Here is a 25,604-nt window from a genome sequence, read left to right as displayed (position 1 = left end):
CGGAGGAGCCGGGTCAGAGGGAGGCCGAGAGGGCGCACAGAGCGGCCCGGTTGGACCGGCCGGTCTTGGCGATGAGGCTGGCGATGTGCTTCTCGACGGTGCGCGGCGAGATGTAGAGGTGGTCGGCGATGTCCTTGTTGCCCAGCCGCTCGGCCAGCAGCACGAGCACCTCGTACTCGCGGACCGTCACGCCCAGGGCCCGAAGCTCCTCGGGGATGCGGCTGGTCCCGCTGCGGTGCTGGTGGACGGGGGCGCCCAGACGCCGCAGCGCCGCACGGCAGGCGTTGGCGACGGCGGGCACGCCGTTCTGGTGGAAGTGGTGCTCGGCGCGGCGCAGCCAGGCCACCGGCTCGCCCCACCCGTTCTCGTGGGCCGCCTCGGCCACGAGCCGCATGCCCAGGTGGAGGGCGGTGGGGTACGGCTCGGCGGCGCGCAGCGCCTCGGCGGCCGCGGCCGACGCCTCCTGGGGTCTGCCCTCCCGGCCCAGCAGCACGGCGTCGGCCAGGAGGACGAACTGCCGGTTCCACCGCAGGCGGCCGGGCGCGGTGGCGGCGGCCTCCTCCTGCCCGGGGCGGCCGACCTCCCCCGCCAGCACGTCCAGCAGCAGGCCGACACCGCTGCGCCCGCTGAGGTAGTAGGTGCTGGGGTTGTCGCGCTCCAGCTCGCGGACGGCCCGCAGTTCGCGCCGGGCCAGCTCCCCGTCCTCCTCCAGCAGCGCGCAGAACGTCCGCGCCAGGCCGAAGGTGAGCGGTTCCTCCTGGGAGCCGGCGCCGTCCCACTCGGCGAACGCGGCCAGCGCCTCGTCCATCGCCGCTCTCTCGCCCCGGTGGGCCGCCAGGGCCCCCTTGGCCATCAGCACGTAGCGGACGGCCGGGGCCAGCCGCAGGCGCCGCACGACGGCCAGGCACTCCTCGGCGGCGTCCCGCGCGGCTCCGAACTCCCCGCGCAGCACGGAGTCCAGGATGAGGATGCCGTCGATGGTGTAGACGATGGTGGCCGACCCCAGCCGCAGCGCCTCGTCCCGGGCGGCGGTCAGGCCGGCGGTGTCCCCCTCGGACAGCCAGGCGTTGCCGCCGATCCGGGTCAGCGCGTACATGCGCCGCAGCGGGAGGCCGTGCCGTTCCGCCGTGGTCAGGGCGCGCTCCAGCATGGCCTGGGACTCGGCGGGGTCGCGTTCGCGGGCCACGGTGGCCAGCAGTTCCCACCCCTGGCAGGCGACCGTGGGCAGGCCGTGCCGCTGTGCGGCCTCCACCGCGGACCGGGCCAGCTTCTCGGCCTGGTGGGTGCGGTCCGTGCCCGGTGTGTCCAGGGCGAGGTAGGCCGCGGCCACGTCGACGGACGCGGCGGCGGCCTCGTCGGCTGCGGGGCCCAGGACGGCACGGGCCCGTGCGATCTGCCGGTTGCCGTCGGCCCAGCGGCCCGCGGTGTGGGCCACCTTGGCGAGCCGGGTGTGCAGCGCGGCCAGCCGCGGCGCGCTCAGGCCGGCCCCGCCCAGGGCGTGCAGCTGGTCGGCCAGGTCGAAGGCGCGGGCGAAGTCGCCCGCCTCGGCGAGCGCGGGCAGCAGGCACTCCAGGACCTCGGCCCGGCGCAGGGTGTCCCGGGTGTCCGACAGCAGCCGTTCGGCCCGGTCGAGCAGGGTGACGGCGGAACCGATCGCGCCGTCGGCCAGCGCCCGCCGCCCCGCCTCCGCGAACAGGCGTCCCGCCTCGGCCCGGTCGCCCGCCTGGGAGCGCAGCTCGGCGACCAGCGGGCACCACTGGCCGGCCAGCTCCGGGTGGAGTTCCGAGGCCGCGTCCGCGGCCCGCCGCGCCAGCTCGGCCCGCCTGCCGGGGGTGAGCTGGGTGAGCAGCGCCTCCACGGTCAGCGGGTGGCGGAAGGCGTACCAGTCGGGGGAGGGCTCGTCGGGGACGACGAGCTGTGCCGCAACCCCGGCGTGCAGATGGCCGAGCAGGCCCCGGTCGTCGATGCCGGTCATCCGCTGGAGCACCGTCAGGGGGAAGCGCCGCCCGACCACGGCCGCGGCGGACAGCAGGGTCAGCCCCTGGGGCCCCAGCCGGTCGATGCGCCGCAGGATGCCCCGCGCGAGGGCGGTGGGCACGTCACCGCGCGGATCGCCCACGACCCGCCAGCCGTCGGCGTCCCGCACCAGCGCCCCGGCGCCGATCATGGACTGCAGCAGCTCCTCGACCAGGAAGGGACTTCCGGCGCTGTCGTCCCACAGGCGTTCCAGAGCCGCCGCCGGCACCCGGTCGGGTTCGGTGCCGAGCTGGGCGGCGACCATGTCCCGGACCTGGGACCGGCTGAGCGCGGGCAGTTCGAGGACGGTGCCCGTGCCGCGTCTGCGGGCCGAGGACGCCAGGTCCAGCGCGTCGCAGAACTCGGTGCGTATGGTGGCCAGGAGCAGCACGGGCGTGTACTCCAGGTTGTCCACCAGGTACTCGACCACCGCGAGGGTCTCCGGGTCGGCGTCGTGCAGGTCCTCCAGCAGCAGGAGCTGGCCCCGGTCCTTTCCGGCGGCGATGAGCAGCCGCAGCACCGCCTCGCCGAGGATGACCATCGAACTGCTCTCGTGGTCACCGGTGTTCCAGTCCGGTACGAGCCGCCCGAGCACCGGCCGGTAGGGGCCGAGGGCGGAGTCGTCCACCGGTTCGCCGCTGCGGAACAGGGACATCAGGGCTTCGGTCAGCGGCCGGAACGGCACGGTGGGTCCCGTCGTGCTGCTGCGGCCGCGAAGTACGCGCATCCCGGACTCGAAGGCCATGCCCACGGCCTCCGCCGCGAGCCGGGACTTGCCGATGCCCGCCTCCCCGGTCAGGAAGACGACTCCGCCGCGCCGGTCCCGCGCGCCGGACAACGCCTCTTCCAGGTCGCGTAGTTGGGGGTCACGCCCAACCACATACGGCGTATGCGAACGCATGGACGCAGATGCTAGTTCATACGTGCTGGTGGCGGCAGACCACGCGGCGCACGTCCTGCCGCACGCCGCGTGACGCACCGGTGCGGGCCCGCCGGCGGAGCGGACCCGCACCCGGGGCGGTCTCGTCAGTGCGGTGCCGAGACGGAGGTGTCCATCGAACTGAGGGTGACCACGATGCCGCTGGTCAGCACCATGCCGGCCAGCGCGCGGGTGCGGGCGCACGCTCTGTTCCGCCCCGACAGGCTGATCCGGCCCGCCGCGTCCTGCTCGCGGCCGTCCTGCTCCCGGTCCGGGTGGGCGGCGAGGTCGGCGTCGGCGGAGAGCTGCGACTGGGCGTCGATGGACGGCTTGTTCATGGGGACGGTCTCCTTCTGATCGCTGTGCACGGGCTGACGCGGAACGAGGTGAAGCCGGCGGGTCACAGGGCGATGTGCGGACGGCCCTGAGCCCCGAGAGGGTGGTCGAGCAGGAGGACGGAGGGGACCGTCTCCGGGAAACCCAGCCTGAGCAGCGCGTATCCGATGCCGGACAGGCCGGTGAGCAGACCGGGGGACGGTACGTGGTCGGGGGTGCCGCAGCGGTGGCCCTGCTGCTCGATGAGGCCGAGGACCTCTCCGGCGCGGTGGCCGAGCGCTTCCTTGGCACCGGCGTGGTGCCGCCCGGCGAGCACGGCCAGTGCCTCCAGACGGCCCAGGGTGCCGTGGCGCAGACTCAGGTCGCCGGTGCGCGCCGGATCGGCCAGCAGTTCCACACAGCGGTCGAGGACCTCGTCGGGGGCCGCCGGGCCGGCGGTGCCCAGCGCGTCGGCGGCGGACGACACCACGCCGGCCAGCCCCGAGTGCCAGGACAGGTCGCGGGCCCCGCCGTCTTCGCCGGCCGAGGCATCCAGGGCCGACCGCAGCAGACCGGCCCCGGCGCGGGCGTACGGCAGGGGTTCGGCCGCCTCGGCTTCCGGCAGCGCGGCGGCGTACCGCAGCAGGGACCAGCCGATGCCGGCGTCACCGTGGGCGAAGCCCGGCCCCCCGGCCCGTTCCTCCCCGGCCAGGGCGAGCAGCCGGTCCGCGACGCGCCGGGCCAGCCCGGCCGCTTGGGGAGCGCCGGCCACCCGGTGCGCCAGGACGGCGGCGGGCAGCGCTCCGGCGAGGCCGCCGGCGAGCGAGGCGTGGCCGGGGAGGGCCGGACCGGAGGGCTGGGCGTCCACGGCGTGCCCGAGGGCGGTCAGGGCGGCGGGCAGACAGTCGCCGACACCGTCGAGCAGGGCGGTCAGCCGCACCAGCGTGTAGACGATGCCGCCCAGCCCCTCGAGGGCGCCCGGACCGGCCGCCGCGCTCAGCTCGGGGTCCGCCGCCAGCGCCGCCAGCAGGGACGGCAGCGGCCGTACGGCCTCCCGGGCCAGTGCCGTGTACCGGTCGGCTCCGGCGAGCGAGCCGATCTGGGCCAGGAAGAGGGCGACTCCGCAGTACCCCTGGGCCAGTGAGCCGCCCATCGGCAGCACCGCCCAGTGCGCGCCGGTGACCTGCTCCAGACCCAGCCAGTTGGCCCGGCCGCCGCCGCGGACCGCACGGGCCGCGATCTCGTCGGCGATCCCGCACGCGGCGGTCAGCAGCCGGGACGGCTCGGGCACCACGGCCGGGGCCGGACGTACGGCCAGCGCCGAACGCGGCCCGCGCAGCGGCGCGTTGGCACCGGTGACGGCGAGCGCCGCCGAGATGACCCACTCCTGGTCGTAGCGGTCCACCTCGCTCATCGCGGCGATCTTCTCCCGGACGGTCGCCAGGGCCGCGGCGGGCAGCACCCGGTCCAGACGCGCCCCGTGGGACGTCCACACCGCCGTGCGGTCCGGCCGGTGGAAGAACAGCGGTACGTCACCGCGCCACAGGTCGTCGATCTCGTACTCGATCAGCCGCTGCCGGGCCGGGTCGCAGACCGACTCCGTCCACAGCACCGCGAACACCGCTTCCCGGGCCAGCGCGTCGCGCAGCAGATCGGGGTGGGTGGACTCCTCCAGGAGGGTGGCGTAGAGCCGGGTGGAGCGCACGATCAGCCGGGCGGGGCGGTGGGCCCAGCGGGCCAGCAGCCCCTTGGGGCCCAGGAGTTCGTCCCGGTGCCCGGCGATCGCGTCGTACCCGATCCGGAACCCCTCCAGCAGCGCGGCCCGGTGGTCGGCCCGTCCGGCGCCCCCGCCGGGCGGCAGCGGCTGGTTCTGGCCCGCGGGGCTCTCCACCGGGCCGCGCACCACGCGCATCCCGTCCGTCCCCGCGTCCTCCCAGCGCAGCCCGTCGCCGGGGTACGTGCCGGCTCCGTCCCGGCCGAGGACGGAGATGTCCAGCGCGCCGTCCTCCCCGATCAGCAGGTGCGGCAGCAGGCAGGTGCGGTGCACCGACGCGTACAGGGCCCGCGCGGCGGGGTCGTGCCCCGCGGTCTCCGCCTGCGGCAGCCCGGAGTGGAGGAGGGTCTCGGCATCCACCGGGACCGGCTGGTCGCCGCAGGCGATGACGTTCTCGTAGTGCATGTCCGCGCCGTCCACCGCGTACAGCAGGGCCAGCAGCGCGCCCTGCCGGCGGTAGAACCGGTCGGCCTCGGTGACCGAGGCGCACCAGCGGTGCTCGACGAACTCCAGCCAGCCGTATCCCTCGCCGCGCACCGACCGGGGGGTGCGCAGGCCCAGGCCGGGCACCTTGCCGTTGAGCCAGTCCGCCGCCTCGTCCAGCAGGGAGTGCTGGTCCAGGGGGCGGGGCTTGTAGACGACGGCGGCGCCGGAGGCGAAGTGCAGCAGTGCCACGGACCGGCCGCCCTGGTGGGCGTCACCGCGGCCGAGGTCCATCCGCACCAGGGGACCGGGATCGGTGCCCGCGAAGAGCTCGGAGACCAGGGCGGAGTAGTCGGCACCGAACCTGTCGAGCATCTCGGCCAGGGCGTCGGCGGCGTCCACGCAGCTCTGGCCGAGCATCCGGGCCAGGACCGGGTAGCGGGTGAACAGCCGGGCCAGCCCCCGCCGGGTGCCCAGGTCCGAGGCGAAGGAGGCGAAGCGGTCCCGCGGAGTCGCCCCCGGGAGCCGCCCCGCGACGCGGGCCCGGTGCAACTCCCTCACCAGCGTCCGGCCGGCCTGACGGGTGATCCGGTTCCCGAGCCGTTCCTCGAACGCCGCCCGCACAGGGGAGTGTTCGGCCGCGGACCGGCCGGTGCGGGCGGCCACCCGGGACCAGGCGAGCGAGAGCAGGGGGCGCAGCGCGGGCAGGAACACCGCGGGCCCCTCCGTGCCGAAGCAGGCCGAGTCGTCCGGCTCCACGGGGGCCGCGGCGACCGCACGCTCGATGTAGCCGGCCCACTCCGGTTCCGCGGCCCGTGCTCCCAGCCGCTCGGGAAGCTCGTCCCCGAGAGCGTGTGCGAGGCCGGCGTCCAGGCCCAGGTCCGCCAGTCGGGCGGCGAATCCCGCGTCGTCCCCCAGGGCCCACGGCGCCCGGTGGCCCCGGCCGGCCGCGGCCCGCCCGCCCGCCGGCGGCCCCGGGGCGGCGAGCCGCTCGCGCAGGGTCAGCCCCCGCGCCCACCACCAGCGCGGCAGGGACGTGGTCCGGGTTTCTCGCAGAGCGGCGGAATCAGTCACAGGACCAACGTCCCAGAGCCTCGGGACCCCCACATGGGGGCAGCGCCCCCATATTCTTCGCGGCCGCCCCCACCGGGCCCGGTCCCAGGGCCGCGGGGCGCGCCACCGCCCCTCCCGGTCCCTTCCACGAACCCCGCCGGGCCCCGCGGCCCTGGGCCCGGCGGCACCGGTTGCGCACGGTGGGCGGGCGCCGGAGGCAAAGGTGGGGGACAGGACCCGATGTCTCCCCCGCCGCACCGGAGCAGCCTGTTGTGCACTGCCCCTGCTCGACCGCCCGCCGCGGACCCGGCGGGCGGATGACCTTCGGAGGATCCGGTGGGAGAACCCGTACCTGTCAGCGTCGTCGCACTCGACCCGGTGCTGGAGGCCGGCACCGTGAGCGCCCTGTCCCTGTGCCCGGAGGTCTCCGTGGCGGTGCCGGGGGAGGAGCCGCGGGTCGTGGTCATGACCGTCGATCGGTTCGCCCGTGCCGAGCTGGACGTGCTGCGCACCGTCCGCGACACCCGGACCCGGCCCGCGGTGGTCCTGGTCGCCGGTGACCTCGACCGGGGCGAGGCCCTGCACGCCCTCGCCTCCGGCGCCCGCTGCCTGCTGCGCCGCCGGGAGGCCGACGCGCCCCGGCTGGCACGCGCCGTCCTCGCCGCGGTCCGGGGCGACTGCACCCTGCCTCCCGACCTGCTCGACAGTCTGCTGGACCGTTCCGCCGAGGGCGGCCTGTCCTCCGGCGGGGCGTCGGCCCCCTGGGCCGCCGCGGGCCTGTCGGACCGGGAGCGCTCGGTGCTGCGCATGGTCGCCGACGGCCACGAGACCGGTGAGATCGCCCGGTGCCTGGCCTACTCGCAGCGCACGGTGACGACCATCGTGCACGACATCACCCAGAGGTTCCGGGTCCGCAACCGCGCCCACGCGGTCGCCTACGCGCTTCGGGCGGGCCTGCTGTGAGCGTCGCACGCGCGGCCACCGGGCCGCAGACGACATACGGAGCCGCACCTGCACGCCGCGCAGGCGGAGAAGCTCACGCAGGGGACGCTGTGAGCGTCGCACGCGCGGCCACCGGGCCGCGGACGACGCTGATGCCCGCGCCGCTGCGCCGCGTGGGCGGAGAAGCTCACGGAGGGGACGCTGTGAGCGTCGCACGCGCGGCCGCCGGGCCGCGGACGACGGTGATGCCCGCGCCGCTGCGCCGCGTGGGCGGAGAAGCTCATGGGAGAGCACTGTGAGCGCCGCCGCCCGGCTCGTGACCAGGACGGCCGGCCTGCGGGTTCACGTCGTCGCCGCCCGCAGGGGCCCGGCCCCGGCCCGGCTCACCGCGATGCTGCACCAGGCCGGTGTCGCCCTCGCGCCGCCGGCCGAGGCGTCCGCCCGGGACACCGTGGTGGTGGCCGTCGCCGCGACCGTGGAGGACGCCCTGGCCGCGGCTCCGCCGACCGCCCACCGGCTGCTGACCGTGTGCGACACCGTCTCGCCCGCCGCGCTGCGCCGTGCCATCGGCGCGGGCGCCCTGGCCGTCCTGCGTTCGGCCGACCTCACCCCCGACCAGCTCCTCGCCGCCGTGCACGATGCCCACCACGGGATCGGCCGCATCCCCTACACGGCCCTCGTGCAGCTGCTCGGCGGGGCCGACGGGCAGCGGCGGGGAGGAGCGCCGCCCGCTCCTCCCGCCCTCACCGCGCGCCAGACGGCGGTGCTCGGCCTGATGGCCGAGGGGCACGGCAACGCGGTCATCGCCCGCAAACTGTCCTGCTCGGAGCACACCGTCAAGAACGTCATCTACGAGCTGATGGCCCGTCTGCAGGTCCGCAACCGTGCCCACGCGGTCGCCCACGCGGTGCGGCACGGGCTGGTCTGACCGTTGGGCCTTCCACCCGGTCCGGGTGCGTCACCGCAGGCCGGGCCCGTTCTGCGCGTACGCGCCCCGTTCCCCGCGTAGGAGGGCCGTTCAGCGGGGGACGGGGGGCAGGCGGCGGGGCTGGAGGCGCTCCTCGACGACCGTGTCCCCCTGGCGGGTGACGAGGTAGGCGCTCTTGCCGGGTGCTTCCGCGACGGCCTCGGCAAGTTCGGTGCCGCGGTAGACCAGGCCCACCCCGTCGTCGGTGCAGTGGGTGGTGGGCAGAGTGCCGTCGGCGACCAGTCGGTGTACCAGGGGGCGGCGGCCGGGGTCGGTGTCGTAGTGCACGCCGTTGCCGTAGGGCAGCAGGCCCAGGGCGTTGGTGACCGGTCGCAGTTCGGGGCCGAAGGAGTCGGTGGTGCCGCCCCGGAACCAGCAGATCGATCCGGCGCTGACGCCGCTGAGGACGACGCCGGCCCGCCAGGCCCGGCGCAGGATGCGGTCGAGCCCGTGGACGCGCCAGACCGCCAGCAGGTTGGCCACCGAGCCGCCCATGACCCAGACGACGTCCTGGTCCAGGACCGTGCCCTCTACGTCGTCGTGGTTGGGCATGGGGAACAGGTGCAGGGGGGTCAGGTCGAACCCGGCGACGCGGGCGGCCTCGGTCATGCGCGCGGTGAAGTGCTCGGCGTCGCCGATGGCGGTGCCGATGTACAGGACGCGGGGACGGCGGCCGTGGGCGCCGGAGAGCTCCACGGCGTGGTGGACCAGGGAGTCGAAGGCGACCACGGTCCGGCCTCCGGGCCGGTGTCCGCCGGAGGTGGCGACGATGGTGGGCTCCGGAGCGCTCATGGCCCGCGATCCTAACAATCACCCCCGGCCCCGGTGCGGCCCCCGGAGCGGGCCGGTGGCCGGAACCCGTCCCGCACCGCGGACGCGTGGGGCCGCCGGAGGGGCCTTCTCGAAGGGGTGAACTGCGTCTCACCCGGGCGCCCACGCTTGCCTATGCAACAAGTTGCATATCAGGATCGCGGTATGGCGCTCGAACACGCGATCCTCGTCTCCCTGCTGGAGAAGCCGGGCTCCGGCTATGAGCTGGCCCGCCGGTTCGAGCGGTCCATCGGGCACTTCTGGACCGCCACCCACCAGCAGATCTACCGCGTTCTCAAGCGCATGGAGGCCGACGGCTGGGTCGATGCGCGCGACGTGCGGCAGCGGAGCCGGCCGGACAAGAGGGAGTACTCGGTCTCGGCCGCCGGTCTGTCCGCCCTGACCGGATGGCTTCACGAGCCGGTCCAGCCGGAGAGCGTCCGGCACGAACTGGCCGTGAAGGTCCGCGGAGCGGCCTTCGGTGACCCGGCCGCCCTGATCGACGAGGTCGAGCGGCACCAGCGGATGCACCGGGACCGGCTCGCGCGCTACCTGGCGGGAGAACGGCGGGATTTCGGCGGGAGCGGCACCGCCGGAGATCCCGGTGCCGAAGCGTTCGGTCCCGGGGACCCCGATGCCGGACGGGAGCTCCAGCACGCGGTCCTCCGGGGAGGGATCGCCTACGAGCGGATGATGATCGACTGGCTCGACGACGTGCTCGCCACCCTCCACCGGCTCGCCTCCCGCCGGCGCCCCGGGCCTGCCGGCGGGCAGCCCGCCGGGACCGACCCAGCCTCCGACCCCGCCTCCGACCCCGCCTCCTGATCCCCTCACCCCGAACCGGAAAGAGCACCCATGGCCGACCCGCTGCTGTTCAACCCCCGCACCTACGATCCGGAGCACTTCGACCCCGAGACCCGCAGGCTGCTGCGCGCCACCGTCGACTGGTTCGAGTCCCGCGGCAAGCGCAGGCTGACCGAGGACTACCGCACCCGCGCCTGGCTGGCGGACTTCCTCTCCTTCGCCGCCCGGGAAGGGCTGTTCGCGACCTTCCTCACCCCCGCCTCCGAGAGCGGCGGCCGGCGGGACGTGCGCTGGGACACCGCGCGGATCGCCGCGCTCAACGAGATCCTCGGGTTCTACGGCCTGGACTACTGGTACACCTGGCAGGTCACCATCCTCGGGCTCGGGCCGGTCTGGCAGAGCGGCAACGCCGCGGCCCGCGCCCGCGCCGCCGAACTGCTCTCACAGGGTGAGGTGTTCGCGTTCGGCCTGTCGGAGAAGACCCACGGCGCCGACATCTACTCCACCGACATGCTGCTGGAGCCCGACGGCGAGGGCGGCTTCAGGGCGAACGGCTCCAAGTACTACATCGGCAACGGGAACGCCGCCGGCCTCGTCTCCGTCTTCGGCCGCCGCACCGATGTCGAGGGCGCGGACGGCTATGTCTTCTTCGCGGCCGACAGCCGGCACCCGGCCTACCACGTCGTGAAGAACGTCGTCGACTCGTCGAAGTACGTCAGCGAGTTCCGCCTCGAGGACTACCCGGTCGGCCCGCAGGATGTCCTGCACACCGGACGGGCCGCCTTCGACGCCGCGCTCAACACCGTCAACGTCGGCAAGTTCAACCTCTGCACCGCCTCGGTCGGGATCTGCGAGCACGCGATGTACGAGGCGGTCACCCACGCCCGCAACCGGATCCTCTACGGCCGCCCCGTCACCGCCTTCCCGCACGTGAGGCGGGCGCTGACGGACGCGTACGTCCGCCTGGCGGGAATGAAGCTGTTCAGCGACCGCGCCGCCGACTACTTCCGCTCCGCGGGCCCCGACGACCGCCGTTACCTGCTCTTCAACCCGATGACGAAGATGAAGGTGACCACCGAGGGCGAGAAGGTCATCGACCTGATGTGGGACGTCATCGCGGCCAAGGGCTTCGAGAAGGACACCTACTTCGCCCAGGCCGCCGTCGAGATCCGGAGCCTGCCGAAGCTGGAGGGCACGGTCCACGTCAATCTCGCGCTGATCCTCAAGTTCATGCGCAACCACCTGCTGGACCCGGCCGCGTACGAGCCCGTGCCCACCCGCCTCGACGCCGCCGACGACGCCTTCCTCTTCCGGCAGGGACCGGCCCGCGGCCTGGGCTCCGTCCGCTTCCACGACTGGCGTCCCGCCTTCGACGCCTACGCCCACCTGCCCAACGTCGGCCGCTTCCGCGAGCAGGCGGACGCCCTGTGCGAGTTCGTCGCCACCGACGCCCCCGACGAGGAGCAGAGCCGCGACCTCGATCTCCTCCTCGCAGTCGGCCGGCTGTTCGCCCTGGTCGTGCACGGTCAGCTGATCCTGGAGCAGGCGGGACTGACGGGCCTGGACGAGGACGTGCTCGACGAGCTGTTCGCCGTCCTCGTCCGCGACTTCTCCGCGCACGCGGTCGAGCTGCACGGCAAGGACTCCGCGACGGCGCGGCAGCAGGCCTGGGCCCTGGAGGCGGTCCGGCGCCCCGTCGCCGACGGCGCCCGGTCGGCGCGTGTGTGGGAGCGGGTCGAGGCCCTCTCCGGGGCTTACGAGATGGCTCCGTGAGCGGTACGCGGCCGTGACCTGCGGCCCGCCGACCGGCTCGCCGCCGCCGTGGGCGAACCATCCGGACAGGGGTGCGGCACAGCCCGGCGAGGCACTCGCCGGGGCCCGGCCACGGCAGCAGCGCAGCCACCCCGCCCCGATGCGGGGTGCCGGTGGTGGCCGCGATGCCGCCGGGCACGGACGCGCAGGGGGCGCGCCCGGCCGGATCCGCGGTACCGGCCCGGGCGGCCTTCGTCCCGGCCCCGGCCCGGGTGTGTCCGCCGGGCCGGGGCCGGACGTCAGCCCCACCGGAGCGGATGCGTGAGCGTCACCCCGTGGGTGGCGAACTCCATGGTGACGCGGTCCCGGTCGGCCGTGGTGAAGCCGTTGTGGAAGCTGCTGCGGTCCGCCCCGAGGTAGACGTAGTGCACCCGGCCCGGATGGCGCAGCGAGGCGTACGAGAACAGTTCGGCTGTGATGTCCCGCAGCCCGTAGTGCAGGGCCTTCGTCCCGGTGACGAACGCGCCCTGCCAGGCCGCCCGGCCGTCCCGCTCGATCGTGACGTGCCCGGTGACGTGCGCGGGCGGGGTGCCGAGGAAGAGCCACGGGGCGATCCCCGCGTCGCACAGCTTCGCGTAGGACAGGTGCCCGTTGTGGCGCCGGAACCGGCCGATGTCCGTCAGGTCGTTGCCGAAGGTGTACCCGGCGTACCGCGGAACGCCCTCGGCGTCGCCGACGTACACGAGCACCACCTCGGCCTCCTCCGTCACCGCGACCGGGTCCGCGGGCACGCGCAGCGGCTCGCCGGAGACCTTCAGCACGTCGCCGAGTCCCTTGAAGAACCAGTTGGGCTGGTCGGGCGCACCCGAGTCGGCCTTGACGTTGTGGGTCGCCATGAACCCGCTGACCATGGCGTCACCGGGGGAGTGCGGCAGCAGGGGAGGACGGAAGGCCACCTCCTGCGCCGCCGCCGTCACCGGTGACCGGCCGGCGGCGAGCGCGGCCGCCAGCGCGGGCACGCCGCCCCCCGCCGCGAGCACCGCGGCGGGCAGGTCGAGTCCGGCCGCCGGATACAGGGTGAGAACGGCGTCCCCCGGGTCGCCGAGTCCGACGTACGGCTCCTGCTGGTAGGAGGCTTCGAACAGAACGGTCATCGGGAACTCTCCTCGGCCGGTGCCACGGGTTGCCGGCCGCCGTGGGTCCAGGACAGCGCCGCCCACCGCTCGGCCCGTTCGTTCAGGTGCAGGCCGAGGCCCGGCCCGGGGACCGGGGCGATGGTGTTGGCGGTGCGGTCCACGACCGGCGGCGGCGATACGATCATCTCGGGAAAGAAGCGGTCGGACTGGCCTGCTTCGACGGTCAGTGCGTCCGGGCAGCGCAGCGCCAGTGCCCGGCTCGCGTTGATCAGCGGTCCGGTCTCGGCGACCTGTACGCCGATCTGGAAACCGAGGCCCGCGCCGCGCGCGTACGCGACGAGCCGGGCGGACGCCAGCAGGCCGCCGTTCTTGGCCACCCGCACGTTCAGCGCGTCGCACGCCTCGAAGGCCACCGCCTGACGGGCGTCGTCGAGGGTGCACACCGACTCGTCCAGCATCACGCGCACACCGGTCGCGCGGCGCAGTTCGCGCAACTCCCGCCAGGAGCGCGGCGGCAGCGGCTCCTCCACGTACCCGGCGCCGGCTTCCAGCAGACGGCGTGCGCGCGGCACGGCCGTCCCGGGCGTCCAGCTCATGTTGGCGTCCACCATGACCGGCACCGCCGGTCCGAGCCGGTCGCGGATCGCGGCCACCGTACGGACGTCCCGCTCGATGTCCTCGGACGCCTTCACCTTCACGAAGTGGAAGGGACCGCGTGTGTCCAGGAACTCGGTCACGTCCATGCTCAGATCCAGCACCTGGGAGATCCGCGCCTGCCGCTGCTCCCGGGCGCTCGACACCACGTCGCCGATGTGCAGCCCGAGCCGACGGGTGAGCAGGTCCAGTACGGCCGTCTCCAGCAGGCACACCAGGTTGTTGCCGGATGCTCCCGGCTCTCCGGGAGCCCGCACGCCGCCGAAGGTCTTCTCGAACCCCGCTTCCCGCAACTCGGCGAGCAGGTCGGCCGGCGGGGTGGCCAGCAGACGGTCGAAGAGCGCGTCCATCGGGTAGCGGCGCAGCGCCTCGACGACGCCGTCGGAGGTCTCGCCGGTGACGTACCGGCGCGGCGCGCACTCGCCGATCCCGGTCGCGTCACCGGCGGTAAGGCGCAGTACGAGGCTGTCGCTGGCGCGGCGGCGGGCCGCCGGGTGGTCGAAGGCGATCCGCATCGGCAGCGCCACCCGGTACAGCCGCGCCTCACACGACGTCACGGTCCAGCCCCTGCAGCAGAGTGTGCGTCGAGGTCCAGTCGACCAGGCTGTCCCGGACACCGGTGTAGAAGAGGTAGTGCCGGTCGGTGGGGAACTTCAGGATCAGGCCCCGGCCGTCGAAGAGGTTCTGGAAGACCCGGTGGGTCGCCTCCAGGTCCACGATCGGATCGGTCAGGCCAGAGACGAAGGCGGTGGGTGCGTCCGGCGGCTTGGGCCGGTCCGCCGTCATGTACCGCGCCTCCAGCGCGAGCAGAACGGCACGGGAGCGCCGGGTGAGGCTGCGCACGGCCAGGTCGTCGTGGTCGATGAAGTCCCGGTAGCGCGGATCGGCGGTGAAGTCCGAGGACCTCAGTCCGGCGTCCCACGGCTCGGTGCTGTGCTCGGCGGCCAGCGCGGCCCGCTCCTCCTCGGACAGGAGGGTGTGCAGCCGCCCCAGCCAGGTGGAGCAGAAGACGGTCGCCTCGTGGCGGACGTCGAAGCGCGGGTCGTGCAGCAGCGCGGCCAGGAAGGACCCGCCCAGACAGTGCCCGAAGAGTGTCAACGGCACCTCGTCGCCGATGAGTTCACGGGTGTGGGCGATCGCCGCGGTGTAGTCCGTCACGATCGTGTCGACATCGGGCAGGTCACCGCGGTCGCCGCCGCTGATGCCGCTGCCGCGCCGGTCGAGCACGAAGAAGGCGATGTCGTTGTCGGCGAACCGGGGCCCCACCTCCCACAGCCAGCCCGCGTGGCTCTGCAGGCCGTGGAAGTAGAAGACCGCGCCCTTGGCCTCCCGGCGCGGACGCCACAGGTGCAGCGCCAGGCCGACGCCGCCGGACGGCAGGGTGATGATCTCGCGGTGGACGTTCTGGGGGGGTCTCCTCGTCTCGATCACCGGTGTGCTCCCGCCTCGCCGACCAGGTCGGCGACGAATTCGGTGTTCTTCTGGAAGGGCCTGTACTTGTACTGGGTGGCGTTGCCCTGCTGGCGGCGGGCCTCGGCGTAGGCCGCGACGCTGCCGGAGGCGACGGTGTGGAACTCCAGCCGGCCCAGTCGGCCGCTGGTGCGTTTGGACGCGTACTCGATGTTGATGTCGCTCAGCGTCCGGTCCACCGCCTCCGACAGCAGCTCGTCCAGCGCGGCGCCCGGCTCGGGGACTTCGCCGACCACGATGTAGCGCGGCGGGTCGCCCCACTGCGGTCCGCACAGGTACAGCCCGCTGGCCAGGCCCGACGCGGCGAGGGCCTGGTCGAGGGCTTCGGTGACCTGGGCCTCGGTGATCTTCTCGCCGGTGAAGGAGTGGAAGACGCCGTCGCGGTGGACGAAGCGGATCCACGGCACGCCGTCGGCGATCCGGTCGACCCGGTAGATGTCGCCGCTCCACAGCCGGTACAGGCCGTTGCCCTGGCTCATGATCATGTGGTAGTCGCGGCCCGCGGTGACCTCGTCGAACAGGAGGGTGTCGACATGCTCCCCCGCGTCCAGCAGCCGGCCCAGCTCGATCTCGGCCGGAACGAATTCGAAGAACGCCTGGTTCACCGCGAGCGGCTGGCTCTCCAGGGAGTCGTCGACCGGCACCGTGGTCACGCCCTCGGTGCCGCAGCTCATGAACGGCATCGCCCTGGCCGCCGGCAGCAGGGCCTCCAGCTTCGAACGGTACAGCCCGGCGGAGGAGGACAGCCAGCAACTGTAGACACCGAGCGAGGGCCACACGTCCGAGAGGGTGAACTCCCCTTGCGCCAGCACGGACGACAGGTGCCGGGCGGCCTCCGGGTCCGGATCGGTGTAGGGCTTGCCCTCCAGTGTGCCGTCCCGGAGATCGCGCACCAGGTCGTCGCCGAACTCGGAGATCAGGTCGCGCAGCGACATCAGGGTGCTCGGGTTGATCGCGGAGATGAACTGCAGCCGCCGGCCGACGAGATGGCGTGCCCGGTGGTACATCCGCCCGGCGTGCGAGGACGGCGCCGACGTGCCGAACCAGGGGGCCGCCGCCCACGGCGGGTTCCAGTCCCGGCTGTTGATCCTGGGGTGCCGGTTGCTGATCGACTGGTACTGGACGCCGTTGAGGAAGTCGCCGACGTCGTCGTGCACGGTCTGGGTGTCCAGGGTGGCGTGCGGGTGGGCGAGCAGCGAGGGGTGGTGCAGCAGGTAGGTGCCCCACATCGCCTGCATCGCCGGGATGCGGTAGGTCAGCAGCCAGTGCAGGGTGTACGGGATGCGCTTGGGCGTGCCGGTCGTGCCGCTCGTCTTCAGCCAGCGCATCACCGGACTGCACGACAGGACCCCGCCCTTGGTGAGGGTCTCCCGCTCGATCTCCGCGGCTAAGTCGCCGTAGCGGCGGATCGGCAGGGTGTCCCGGAAGCTCTTCGCGTCGGGCGCGACCTCGTCGTAGCCCCGCTCCCTCCAGTGCAGTGAGTTCCGGCACAGGGCGACCACGTCCTTCAGGACCCGCTCCTGAGCCGCCCAGGGCTCGGAGATGTCGGCGAGGAGCGCGTCCCGGGCCCGTCGGCACTCCTCCCGGAATGGCTCACGGCGCCTGTTCCAGTGTTCTTGCCAGTGCGAACCGTCCACGGCTTCCGAATCCCCCTTGTGCCTGCTCGTTCTCACCTGTGCTGTGCGGGCGTTCATGCGACCAGCGCGCGGAACCTGCCCGCCTGGAAGACCAGCGGCCGGCCCGTGTCGGTCAGGGCGCCGCGATCGGCCGAGGCGACGACCAGTTCGTGGTCGCCGACCTGGTGGATGACGGTGATCTCGCAGTCGAGCCATCCCAGCCCGTCGGCGGGGATGGGGTGGCCGGCCTGGGTGCGCGCCCACTCGCGGCCGGAGAATCGATTCGCCCCCGGTGTGCTGAACAACCGGCACAGCTCCTCGTGCCGCTCGCCGAGGATGCTCACGGCGAACTTTCCCGCTGCCCGGATGTCCGGCCAGGTGGTGGAGGTGCGGCCCGCGCACAGGGCGATCAGCGGCGGGTCGAGTGAGACGGAGGTGAACGAGTTGACGGCCATGCCCACCGGACCGTGCGCGGTCTGCGTGGTGACGAGCACGACTCCGGTCGCGAAGCGGCCGAGGATGTCACGGAACGAGCGCTGGTCCAGGGATGCCGGTACCTGCCCGGTTTGCTGCAGCATGTGATCTCTTCCACTCAATCCGGCGGGGTCTGTTCGGTGTTGAGGGACGCACGTGCCGGGCCGGACGGCGGCCGGGGGATCGCCCGCCCGCCGTCCGGCGCTTGCTCACTTCGCGCGGCTGGCGATCGCCCAGTCGACGGCCTCCTGGGGCCGCTCGACGAAGCCGTTGACACGTGGGGCGACGTACCGGGCCAGCATCTCCAGGCTGCGGTCGGTCGCCTCGTACGTCGTCCAGTCCGCGACGTAGACCAGCAGCGTGCCGAAGCCGCCGGTCATCTCGTGCAGCCGGCGGATGCCGTCCACGACGTCGTCGACCGAGCCGACCAGCGCTCCGCCCGCCTCCACCCGCTCCTCCAGCGCCCGCTCCCGGGAGGCGCCCGGCGCCAGCACGTCGCGGCCCGCGGCCTTGCCGAAGTACTCGAAGAGCCAGCGGTCGTAACCGGCGCGCACCTCCTTGTAGGCCTGCTCGCGGGTCTCGGCCACGTGCACCGGCAGCGCGATGCGCCAGTTCTCCCGGTGCAGGGTCTGCCCGTGCTCGGCGGCCGACTCCTCGGCGTGCTTCCACTGCTGGGCCAGCCCGATGTGCTCCGGGGCGCCCGGGGTCAGCAGCGCGAAGGGCAGCGCGAACGACGTCATGCTCAGGCCGTACCGGCCGATCAGCCGCGGACTGGTCTCCGAGGTGCCGGAGGTGGCCAGGGCGACCTCGATCGGCTCCACCCCGTACCGGGGCAGCTGCAGCTTGGCGTCGACCAGCTCGAACCAGTCGGTCTTCTGAGTGATCCGCCTTTCGCCGTTGACCAGCTCCAGCACGGTCGGCAGCGCCTCGTCGAGCCGCTTGCGCTGCTCCTTGGGGTTCAGGCCGAACAGCGAGCCGTCGAAGGGCACGCCCGGGCCCACGCCCAGGACGTAGCGGCCGCGGGAGAGGTGGTGCAGGTGCACCGCACGACTGGCCACGTGGAAGGGGTGGTGCCCGGAGAGCGGGACCACGCCGTGCGCCAGTTTGATCTGGCGGGTGCGCTGGCTGGCGGCGGCGATCATCGTCTCCGGGGCGCCGACGAGCCCCCAGCCCAGGCTGTGGTGCTCGCCGAACCACGCCTCGTCGAAGTTCAACCGGTCGGCGAGGTCCACCAGGTCGAGGTTGCGGTGGATCGCCAGATGGGGGTCTTGGCCCGTTTCGTGGACGGGCGAAAGGAACAGGCCGATACGGCTGTGCACTGCTGTCCTCCAGCGTTGGGTGGAACGGCGGGTGGGCTGGTGCCGCGTGGAGCGGTGGCGGCCGTCGGCCGTCAGCCGACGCGGTAGACGGAGTCCTTCAGGACGCGGACCCTGTCGTAGTCCGCTTCCAGCCGGGTGTCGTCGGGCGAGGTGAGGTGGACCCGCAGGGCCGCCGTCATCAGGTCTGTGGTCGGGCGTATCCGGGAACCCGGCGCGTACTTGACGCTGAGGGCGGCCGTGCTCGGCAGCGCGTCGATCGCCGCGACCGCCTCCCGGTCCACCTCCGTCACGACGCCGTCGAGGGTGGTGGGCGCGTTGTAGGTGTAGGCGGACTGGAGCTTGCGGTACACCCGGCCGCCGTACTCCCGGGCGAAGCCCTCCGGGTCGATGTACGCCCGCGCCGACAGCTCGGCCTGGTTGTGGCCCGTGCACAGTATGTGGAAGGCCGGGTTGAGGTTGCCGTTGAGCCGGGTGGCGATCTCCACCAGGACCGGGCCGGAGTCGGTGACGATCACTTCGGCGTGCGTCGGCCCCCAGCGCACCGCGAGCGCCTCGAGGACCTCGTCGACGTAGGCGACCAGCGAGGGTACCGGCGCCTCGTCGGCGGGCACCAGGATGTCCCGGTTGTAGATGTTCCGGCCGGTGGGCAGCAGCGTCTTCTCGTACCGCCACACCCCGCACACGTAGCGGTGGCCGTCGGCGCTGACCGTGTCGACGATGTACTCGGTGCCCTCCAGGTAGGACTGCACCAGTACCTCGGTGTTGGCGAAGCCGAAGAGGTTGTTCCCGGCCAGGATGCGCTCGGCGGCGGCGCGGGCCTCCTCGGCGGTGCGGCACACGTACACCGAGTCCGACCCGGCGGAGTCGACCGGCTTGACGACGACCGGCCAGCGGCCCGCGTCCTCCGCCCACTTGACGACCAGCTCCGCGTCGTCGCTCTTGAACTGCTCGGCGCAGCGCACCCCCGCCCGGCGCAGCGTCTCGATCATCTCGTACTTGTCCCGGCGGGCCGGTGACAGCGCGGTGCCGTTGGTCCTGGCGCCCACGGCCTCGCTGAGCCGGTCGGCCAGCAGCACCGCGGACTCCTGGCCGGCCACCACGGCGGCGGGGGAGTACGGGCGCAGCAGCTCGACCAGCTCCGCCTCGTCGGAGGCGACGATGTTCCGCTCGTACGCGCTCACATCCGGGGCGAGCATCGTCGGAATCAGCTCCGGCGTGCTCTGCACGTGGAGCACCCGGGCGCCGGCCGCGGTGAAGGCGGCGGGGTAGAAGTTGCCGGCCGAGTAGCCGTCGACGACGACGGCGGCGGGCTGTTCGGCAGTGCTCATGCTGCGTCTCCGGACGTCTCGCGCGGGGTGTCCTTGATGAAGCGGGCGAGCCGCGCGATACCCTCGCGGATCGCCTCCGGAGCGAGATTGCTGAAACCCAGCCGCATCTCGCGCTCGCCGCCGCCGTCCAGGTGGAACATGCTCATGGGGGCCCAGCTCACCCCGTAGTCGCGGGCCGAGCGCTCCATGGCCGCCAGGTCGGCGGTGAACGGCACCTTCAGTGCCAGGAAGAAGCCGCCACGAGGGCTGTTCCACCGGACACCGTGGTCCTCGCCGGGCGGGAAGCACTCGGCGAGTGCTGCCAGCGTCGCGTCCAGCCGCTCCAGATAGACGGCGGCCAGCTCCCGGGTGGCGGAGCGCAGATCGTGGTCGTGCTCGACGAGGATGCCGCCGATGACCGCCTGCGACAGGGTGGAGGAGCCCACGCTGTACATCGCCTTGGCCTTGGACAGGGTCTGGGCCAGCGTGCGCACGGTGCCTGAGCCGCTGTCGACCTGCTGGTCGGCGACCAGGTAGCCGAGCCGGGCGCCGGGAAAGGCGGATTTGGCGAACGAGCCCAGGTAGAGCACCCGGCCCGCGGTATCCAGGGACTTCAGAGTGGGCAGCGCCTCGCCGTCGCGGGCGAACAGACCGTAGGGGTTGTCCTCCAGGACGTACAGGTCCTCCGCCTCGGCGACCTCCAGCAGACGCCGGCGCGCCGCGAGGGGCAGCACCGTGCCGGACGGGTTGTTGAAGTCCGGCACCAGGTACAGGGCGGCCGGGCGGCGGCCCTCGGCGCGCACCGCGCGGGCCGCCTCGGCGACTGCTTCCGGGTCGAGCCCGTCGGGCCCTTCCAGGACGCCCCGGATCGGGATGTCGAGCATCCGGGCCGCGCCGCGGATGCCGACGTAGGCCGGGGAGACCGACAGCAGCACGTCGCCGGGGGAGGTGAACAGGCCGCGCAGCGCGACCAGGGCGGCCTCCTGGAAGCCGTGCGTGATCATGATCGCCTCGGGCGTGACCTCGATGCCCTCGTCCTTGCGGAGCATCAGGGCGACCTCGTCCTGGATCAGGCCGTTGACGGGCCCGTACTGGAACAGCAGCCGGGTGATGCGGGCGTCCGGCACCCCTTTGTCGCGCAGGTGCTTGATGTAGCGGTCCGTATAGAATCCCAGATTGGCGAGATCGTGACTCCCGTCGTACGGAGCCCCCGACGAGAATGACAGTGCATCTGGAAAGCGGAGCGCCGTCTCGCTCAAGATGCGCATGGAGTCCATGTCCGGGTCGGTGATCGAGGGATGCAGCAAGTCCTGGCTGAAGCGCACCATGTCAGTGGGTTTCCTTCCCGGTCGGCACCGTCTCCGGGCGGTTCAGCGCGGCGATCCAGCTGCCCTTTCCGGGCGCCCATTCCTTGATACGGGTCTCGGCCACCACGCCGCCCTTTACATACGGTTCCTCGTCGAGCAGCCGCTGAAGTTCCTCACGGGAACCCACTTCGTATACGAGGAGTCCGGAATTCTCCCCGACGAGCGGTCCGCCGAGCAGCAGAACACCTTCGTCGGCAAGCCGGTAGAGATTCTCGGCATGTGCCGGATGAAGGCTCTCGCGGCCGGCCCGGTCGACGTTGTACTCGAATTCGACGACAAACTTCGCCACACCAAGCTCCTTGTACTTGAATTCCCCGGACCTGCGGCCGGAGCTCGGCCGGGACCGGAACACGGACGCGTGCGGGTGTCCGACCGCACGGAATCCGGCCGTACCGCGCGGAGCCGGCTCCGCCGCAGGTGCGCCGTCTGCGCGATCCCTCCCGCACCGCGCGGGGCGGGTCACATGTAGAGGCCGCCGTTGACGTCGATGACGGAGCCCGTCGAGTAGCCGGCGCTCTCCGAGCACAGGTGGAGCACACTGCCGACCGCCTCGGCGACCGTGCCGTAGCGGCCCATGGGCAGCCGGGAGAGCACGTCCTTCTTGGACTCCTCGGTGCGCCGCTCGAAGGCGCCCGCGACCCGGGCGGTGGCGATCGGCCCGTGCGCGACGACGTTGGCCACCACACCGGTTCCGGCGAGTTCGTAGGCGACCTGCTTGGTCATGCCGATGACGGCGGCCTTCGCGCCGACGTAGGCGGCGTTGTTGAAGTGGCTGTAGGTACGTCCGCCGGCGGAGGCGAAGTTGACGATGCGGCCGTAGCCGTCCTCGGCCATCCGGGGGGCACACGCCTTGATCGCGATCCAGGTGCTCACCACGTTCTCCAGGTAGGTCTGGTCGAAGTGGGAGCGGTCGAGGTCGGCGTAGCCGATGACGCGGGTGTCGCCACCCACCCCGTTGACCAGGACAGAGGGCGCGTGCCGCTCGACGATCTCGGCGAGTTGCCGCTCGGCGGCGGGGATGTCGGTGATGTCACCGACGACGGCTTCGGTCTTGGTTCGTCCGGCCAGCTCGTCGGCGAGCCGGGTGACGGTCTCCTCGTTCCTGTCGAACAGGACGAGGGGGTGCCCTTGATCGGCGAGGCCGCGGGCCACCTCCGACAGGATTCCGCCGGCAGCACCGATCAGAAGTGCGGTACGAGCGATCACTTTGCTATTCACCTGGCTTTTCATACGTCGGCGACTCTGAACAATCAGGGTCTTTGAGGGGAAGCTCAGTGGAACGTCAAGCGGTACGCCCGGTTTTCTCTCGGGAAGATCGGGCCGTGGCCGTAAGTGTTCGCCAATATATGCACAGCAAACGGGGCACATGGGAAGGAAGGTCCCCCGTGAGCCTCACAGACGATCACATTGATCTTCGGCTCTTGTCAACGCGTTTCGACGACTTCGCTGGAACATGGCCTTGTCGGTGAGATCCGCCGTGGCGGCGCCCCGGTCGTTGGCTCGTTCCGCTCCGCGATAGTATGCGATGAGGTTCGGTCAAACGGCGTAGAAGACGGACAAAACGCGGTGCCCGACCGGATGGTGAGGCAAGGTTTCGCGTCAATTCTATGGCCGAATCGACGGTTGCGAAAAAGACGAGCATGAGGAGCGGGGGCAAATGGACATTTTTGCACGGGGCGGAATTCAGCCAATCACGTGCGGCCTCTTCCGGCCACGGTGCCATCTGCTCCAGTCTCACTGAGACCTGATCCCTCGCCGAACGGAGCCCCGTACCGCGGACGGCTCCGCCCGACCATCGGATGAACGGACCATGCGAACCGACTCCCCATGGCGGATGCCCGATTTCCGCACATTGTTCACGGCCTCCGCGCTCAGTCAGCTCGGCACCAACGTCAGTTACGTCGCCGTGCCGCTCGTCGCCGTCACCGCGCTGGACGCCGGGCCGGGTCAGGTGGGTGCGCTGGCCACGCTGAGCACAGTGGCCTTCCTGCTGATCGGCCTGCCGGCCGGGGCCTGGGTGGACAGGCTCAGCCATCGGAGCGTGCTGATCGTGGCGGACCTGGTCCGCGCTCTGCTGTACGCGTCCGTGCCCCTCGCCTGGTGGCTGGATGTGCTCACCCTCGGGCAGCTGTATCTGGTCGTGCTGTTCAACGGCTGCGCGACCGTGTTCTTCGATGTCGGTTCGCAGAGTGTGCTGCCCCAGATGGTCGGCAAGAACGGTCTGGTTCAGGCCAACGCGGACATCAACACGCTGATCGCGGCGGGCAACGTGCTCGGGCGCAGCGCGGGCGGGGGGCTCGTCTCGATGCTCACCGCACCCGTCGCCGTGCTCGTCTCGGCCGGCGCCTACCTCGTCTCGGGGCTCGGGCTCACCCGCATCCGCCGCACCCCGCGCTCCGCCGCGGCGCCGCCGGGCCGCGGGGTGCGGCTGTACGCCCAGGTCGCCGAGGGAGTGCGGCATGTCTTCGGCAACCCGGAGCTGCGCGCGCTCGCGCTCACCGCGGCACTCGCCAACCTCGGCTCGTCCGTCATCAACACCATGCTGCCGATCTGGTTCGTCCGCGAACTCGGCCTGCCCGGCTTCGCGTTGGGGCTGTTCTGGGGGGTCGGGGGCATCGGGTTGCTGATCGGGGCGCGCTGCGCCCGCCCGGTCGCCGCCCGTCTCGGCTACGGCCGTACGCTGGGCCTGGCAGGGTTGTGCCTGTCGCCGGCGGGGCTGCTGGTGCCGCTGGTGGACCAGGGGATCTGGCTCGTTCTGGCCGGAACGGGTTGGTGTGCCGCCATGTTCAAGATCGGCATGGACAACGTCCTCGGGGTCAGCCTGCGTCAGCGGATGACACCGGACGCCCTGCTGGGCCGTATGAACGCCACGTTCCGGTTCCTGCTGACCGGCGCACTGGCGGTCGGCGCCGCGATCTCCGGCCTCCTGGGCGAACTCATCGGCATCCAGCCCGCTCTGTGGGTGGGCGCGGTGTTCGTGGCGGCGGCGTTCCTGCCGGTTTTCCTCTCTCCGGTCCGAGTGCGCCGTGAACTGCCCGACCCCGAGCCGAGGGAAGCCGCGGCATGAATTAACGGGGAACTTGTCGGAATTCTTCCCTCTGAAGAAACGGTTGACCCTGCGGACGAAGATCTGCCAGGATTGATCACGCACCCAGTCACATCCCTTACGTGCGCGTAGAAAAGGCGAGCGTCCGATCGGACGCTCGCCGAGCGCCGCCAGATCCCTGACCTTGAGGAGTGCGATGGCAGCCATTGACAGTGGCTACCGAACCGAAGGCATTGCGGACCATCTGGATCCCCGCGAAACCATGCGCGCGTTGCCCCGGTTCGCTCAGTACCCGCTCACCATATTCACCGGAAAGGCATTACCGGGACAGAAACCCCTGTCCTGGTGGACTCCGGGATTCCACCTCTTCTCGGCGATCCTCTCCATGGCTCTCGGTGTCGCCGCCGGCTGCACCGGAATCGCCTTCGGCGGGGCCTGGCTGCTGCTGGTCCCGGCGGGCTGGGCGATCACCCTGCACGGCATGCGGAACCTCCGCATGATGATCTACCACCAGTGCTCGCACCGGAACATGTACCGTACGCGGCGCCTGGACACGGCGATCGGCCGGGCGACCTCCGGTCTGCTGGTCATCCAGAACTTCGAGCGCTACAGCCGCGAGCACGTCAGCGACCACCACGCCGCCCATCACATGACGCTGCGCGACCCCACCGTGCAGGCGTTCCTGATCAGCCTCGACCTGCACCCGGGCATGACCCGCCGGCAGATGTGGCGACGGGTCCTGGGCAAGACCCTCTCGCCCTGGTTCCACCTCAACTTCGCCATCGCGCGCGCCCGTTCGTTCTGGAGCGGTTCCGCCCGCAGCGAGAAGGCGGTCTGCGTCGTCCTCTACGCCGGGGCCGCGGCCGTCACCGCCGCCACCGGTACCTGGGCGCAACTGCTGATCGTCTGGTTCGTGCCGCTCGTGCCGCTGTTCCAGGTGAGCAACACACTGCGGCTGTGCGTCAAGCACACCTTCCCCGCCCCGGACCTGACGGTGCGGCGCGGCAAGGAGTACTTCGGCGGGCTGACCAACGCCATCTTCATCGGCGAGGCCGCCCCGGCAGCCGCGCTGCCGCCGGTGCGGCGTGCCGCGGCCTGGGTGCGCTGGAGTCTGCGGATGCTGCTGGTGCACGCCCCCGCGCGCTATCTGGTACTCACCGGGGACACCGTCGTGCACGACTTCCACCACCGTTATCCGTCCACGCCCAAGTGGTCCAACTACATTTTCGAGCGCCAGGCCGATCTGGAGAACGGCAGCCCCGGCTGGCCGCCGTACAAACAGGCCTGGGGCCTCGTGCCCGCCATCAACCTGGTTTTCGACTCCTTGTCCGTGGCCGATCCCAAGGAATTCAACGTCACGCGGCTGCGTGAGGTCAGCAAACGGGAGCTGTTCGCCGCATTCGACGACTGAATTCTGTTCCTGCTCGTTCCGTGTACGGG

General features: G+C 72.3%; 20 protein-coding genes. 6 read left to right on the top strand and 14 right to left on the bottom strand.

What is annotated here, in order from left to right; all coding sequences use genetic code 11:
• Window positions 1–13 precede the first annotated feature (13 nt).
• The 3 genes from QPK52_RS00480 to QPK52_RS00470 form a co-directional block, all read right to left on the bottom strand.
• Entirely contained in the window at window positions 14–2,896 is a 2,883-nt protein-coding gene (locus QPK52_RS00480) for an AAA family ATPase (protein WP_410534794.1), read from the bottom strand.
• A 146-nt stretch (window positions 2,897–3,042) separates the two neighbouring features.
• Window positions 3,043–3,273 carry a hypothetical protein gene (locus tag QPK52_RS00475; RefSeq protein ID WP_410534793.1) on the bottom strand — a complete coding sequence of 77 codons (231 nt, stop codon included), beginning with the start codon at window positions 3,271–3,273 and terminating at the stop codon, window positions 3,043–3,045.
• A gap of 62 nt (window positions 3,274–3,335) precedes the next feature.
• Window positions 3,336–6,521 carry a type 2 lanthipeptide synthetase LanM family protein gene (locus tag QPK52_RS00470; RefSeq protein ID WP_410534791.1) on the bottom strand — a complete coding sequence of 1,062 codons (3,186 nt, stop codon included), beginning with the start codon at window positions 6,519–6,521 and terminating at the stop codon, window positions 3,336–3,338.
• Between the two features lie 315 nt (window positions 6,522–6,836).
• Here QPK52_RS00470 and QPK52_RS00465 point away from each other — a divergent pair, with 315 nt between their 5' ends.
• Both QPK52_RS00465 and QPK52_RS00460 read left to right on the top strand, forming a co-directional pair.
• Complete coding sequence (locus QPK52_RS00465; RefSeq protein WP_410534790.1) at window positions 6,837–7,463, top strand: LuxR C-terminal-related transcriptional regulator; 627 nt, start codon at window positions 6,837–6,839, stop codon at window positions 7,461–7,463.
• A 274-nt stretch (window positions 7,464–7,737) separates the two neighbouring features.
• The gene (locus tag QPK52_RS00460) at window positions 7,738–8,370 is read left to right on the top strand and encodes a response regulator transcription factor (protein WP_410534788.1); all 633 of its coding nucleotides are present in this window, start codon (window positions 7,738–7,740) and stop codon (window positions 8,368–8,370) included.
• Window positions 8,371–8,460: 90 nt separating this feature from the next.
• On the opposite strand, the gene QPK52_RS00455 is transcribed toward QPK52_RS00460, so the two are convergent.
• Window positions 8,461–9,201 (bottom strand): Type 1 glutamine amidotransferase-like domain-containing protein, encoded by a 741-nt coding sequence (locus tag QPK52_RS00455; protein WP_410534787.1) that lies wholly within the window; start codon window positions 9,199–9,201, stop codon window positions 8,461–8,463.
• Window positions 9,202–9,384: 183 nt separating this feature from the next.
• On the opposite strand from QPK52_RS00455, the gene QPK52_RS00450 reads away from it, so the two are divergent.
• On the top strand, window positions 9,385–10,044 hold the full coding sequence (locus QPK52_RS00450) for a PadR family transcriptional regulator (RefSeq protein ID WP_410534785.1): 660 nt from the start codon (window positions 9,385–9,387) through the stop codon (window positions 10,042–10,044).
• A gap of 30 nt (window positions 10,045–10,074) precedes the next feature.
• The gene (locus QPK52_RS00445; RefSeq protein WP_410534783.1) at window positions 10,075–11,796 is read left to right on the top strand and encodes an acyl-CoA dehydrogenase family protein; all 1,722 of its coding nucleotides are present in this window, start codon (window positions 10,075–10,077) and stop codon (window positions 11,794–11,796) included.
• Window positions 11,797–12,074: 278 nt separating this feature from the next.
• Here QPK52_RS00445 and QPK52_RS00440 read toward each other — a convergent pair whose 3' ends face one another.
• From QPK52_RS00440 to QPK52_RS00395, 10 genes are all read right to left on the bottom strand, one after another.
• Entirely contained in the window at window positions 12,075–12,929 is an 855-nt protein-coding gene (locus QPK52_RS00440; protein ID WP_410534782.1) for an FAH family protein, read from the bottom strand.
• Entirely contained in the window at window positions 12,926–14,122 is a 1,197-nt protein-coding gene (locus tag QPK52_RS00435) for a mandelate racemase/muconate lactonizing enzyme family protein (protein WP_410534781.1), read from the bottom strand. Before QPK52_RS00435 ends, QPK52_RS00440 begins: the two co-directional genes overlap by 4 nt.
• Complete coding sequence (locus tag QPK52_RS00430; protein ID WP_410534779.1) at window positions 14,109–14,996, bottom strand: alpha/beta hydrolase; 888 nt, start codon at window positions 14,994–14,996, stop codon at window positions 14,109–14,111. The genes QPK52_RS00435 and QPK52_RS00430 overlap by 14 nt, the downstream gene beginning before the upstream one ends.
• Complete coding sequence (locus QPK52_RS00425) at window positions 14,993–16,672, bottom strand: GH3 auxin-responsive promoter family protein (protein ID WP_410534778.1); 1,680 nt, start codon at window positions 16,670–16,672, stop codon at window positions 14,993–14,995. The genes QPK52_RS00430 and QPK52_RS00425 overlap by 4 nt, the downstream gene beginning before the upstream one ends.
• Before the next feature lie 53 nt (window positions 16,673–16,725).
• Complete coding sequence (locus QPK52_RS00420) at window positions 16,726–17,229, bottom strand: flavin reductase family protein (protein ID WP_410534776.1); 504 nt, start codon at window positions 17,227–17,229, stop codon at window positions 16,726–16,728.
• 105 nt (window positions 17,230–17,334) lie between these two features.
• Entirely contained in the window at window positions 17,335–18,444 is a 1,110-nt protein-coding gene (locus QPK52_RS00415; protein WP_410534774.1) for an LLM class flavin-dependent oxidoreductase, read from the bottom strand.
• Window positions 18,445–18,515: 71 nt separating this feature from the next.
• Window positions 18,516–19,772 (bottom strand): ATP-grasp domain-containing protein, encoded by a 1,257-nt coding sequence (locus tag QPK52_RS00410; RefSeq protein ID WP_410534773.1) that lies wholly within the window; start codon window positions 19,770–19,772, stop codon window positions 18,516–18,518.
• Window positions 19,769–21,079, bottom strand: a complete 1,311-nt coding sequence (locus QPK52_RS00405) for a PLP-dependent aminotransferase family protein (protein WP_410534772.1) — start codon at window positions 21,077–21,079, stop codon at window positions 19,769–19,771. The genes QPK52_RS00410 and QPK52_RS00405 overlap by 4 nt, the downstream gene beginning before the upstream one ends.
• Window position 21,080: 1 nt before the next feature.
• A complete protein-coding gene (locus tag QPK52_RS00400) occupies window positions 21,081–21,407 on the bottom strand; it encodes a YciI family protein (protein WP_410534771.1) in 327 nt (108 codons plus the stop codon).
• Window positions 21,408–21,577: 170 nt separating this feature from the next.
• Window positions 21,578–22,324: an SDR family NAD(P)-dependent oxidoreductase gene (locus QPK52_RS00395; RefSeq protein WP_410534770.1), complete on the bottom strand. Its 747-nt coding sequence runs from the start codon at window positions 22,322–22,324 to the stop codon at window positions 21,578–21,580.
• A gap of 604 nt (window positions 22,325–22,928) precedes the next feature.
• Here QPK52_RS00395 and QPK52_RS00390 point away from each other — a divergent pair.
• Window positions 22,929–24,185 (top strand): MFS transporter, encoded by a 1,257-nt coding sequence (locus tag QPK52_RS00390; RefSeq protein ID WP_410534769.1) that lies wholly within the window; start codon window positions 22,929–22,931, stop codon window positions 24,183–24,185.
• 364 nt (window positions 24,186–24,549) lie between these two features.
• Complete coding sequence (locus QPK52_RS00385; RefSeq protein ID WP_410534768.1) at window positions 24,550–25,575, top strand: fatty acid desaturase; 1,026 nt, start codon at window positions 24,550–24,552, stop codon at window positions 25,573–25,575.
• Window positions 25,576–25,604: the final 29 nt, after the last annotated feature.

The sequence above is a fragment of the Streptomyces sp. KL2 genome (genome assembly GCF_046529545.1).
Lineage (GTDB): Bacteria > Actinomycetota > Actinomycetes > Streptomycetales > Streptomycetaceae > Streptomyces > Streptomyces radiopugnans.
The sequence above is the reverse complement of the archived record's forward strand: the minus strand, read 5'-3'. Positions and strand labels throughout refer to the sequence as shown.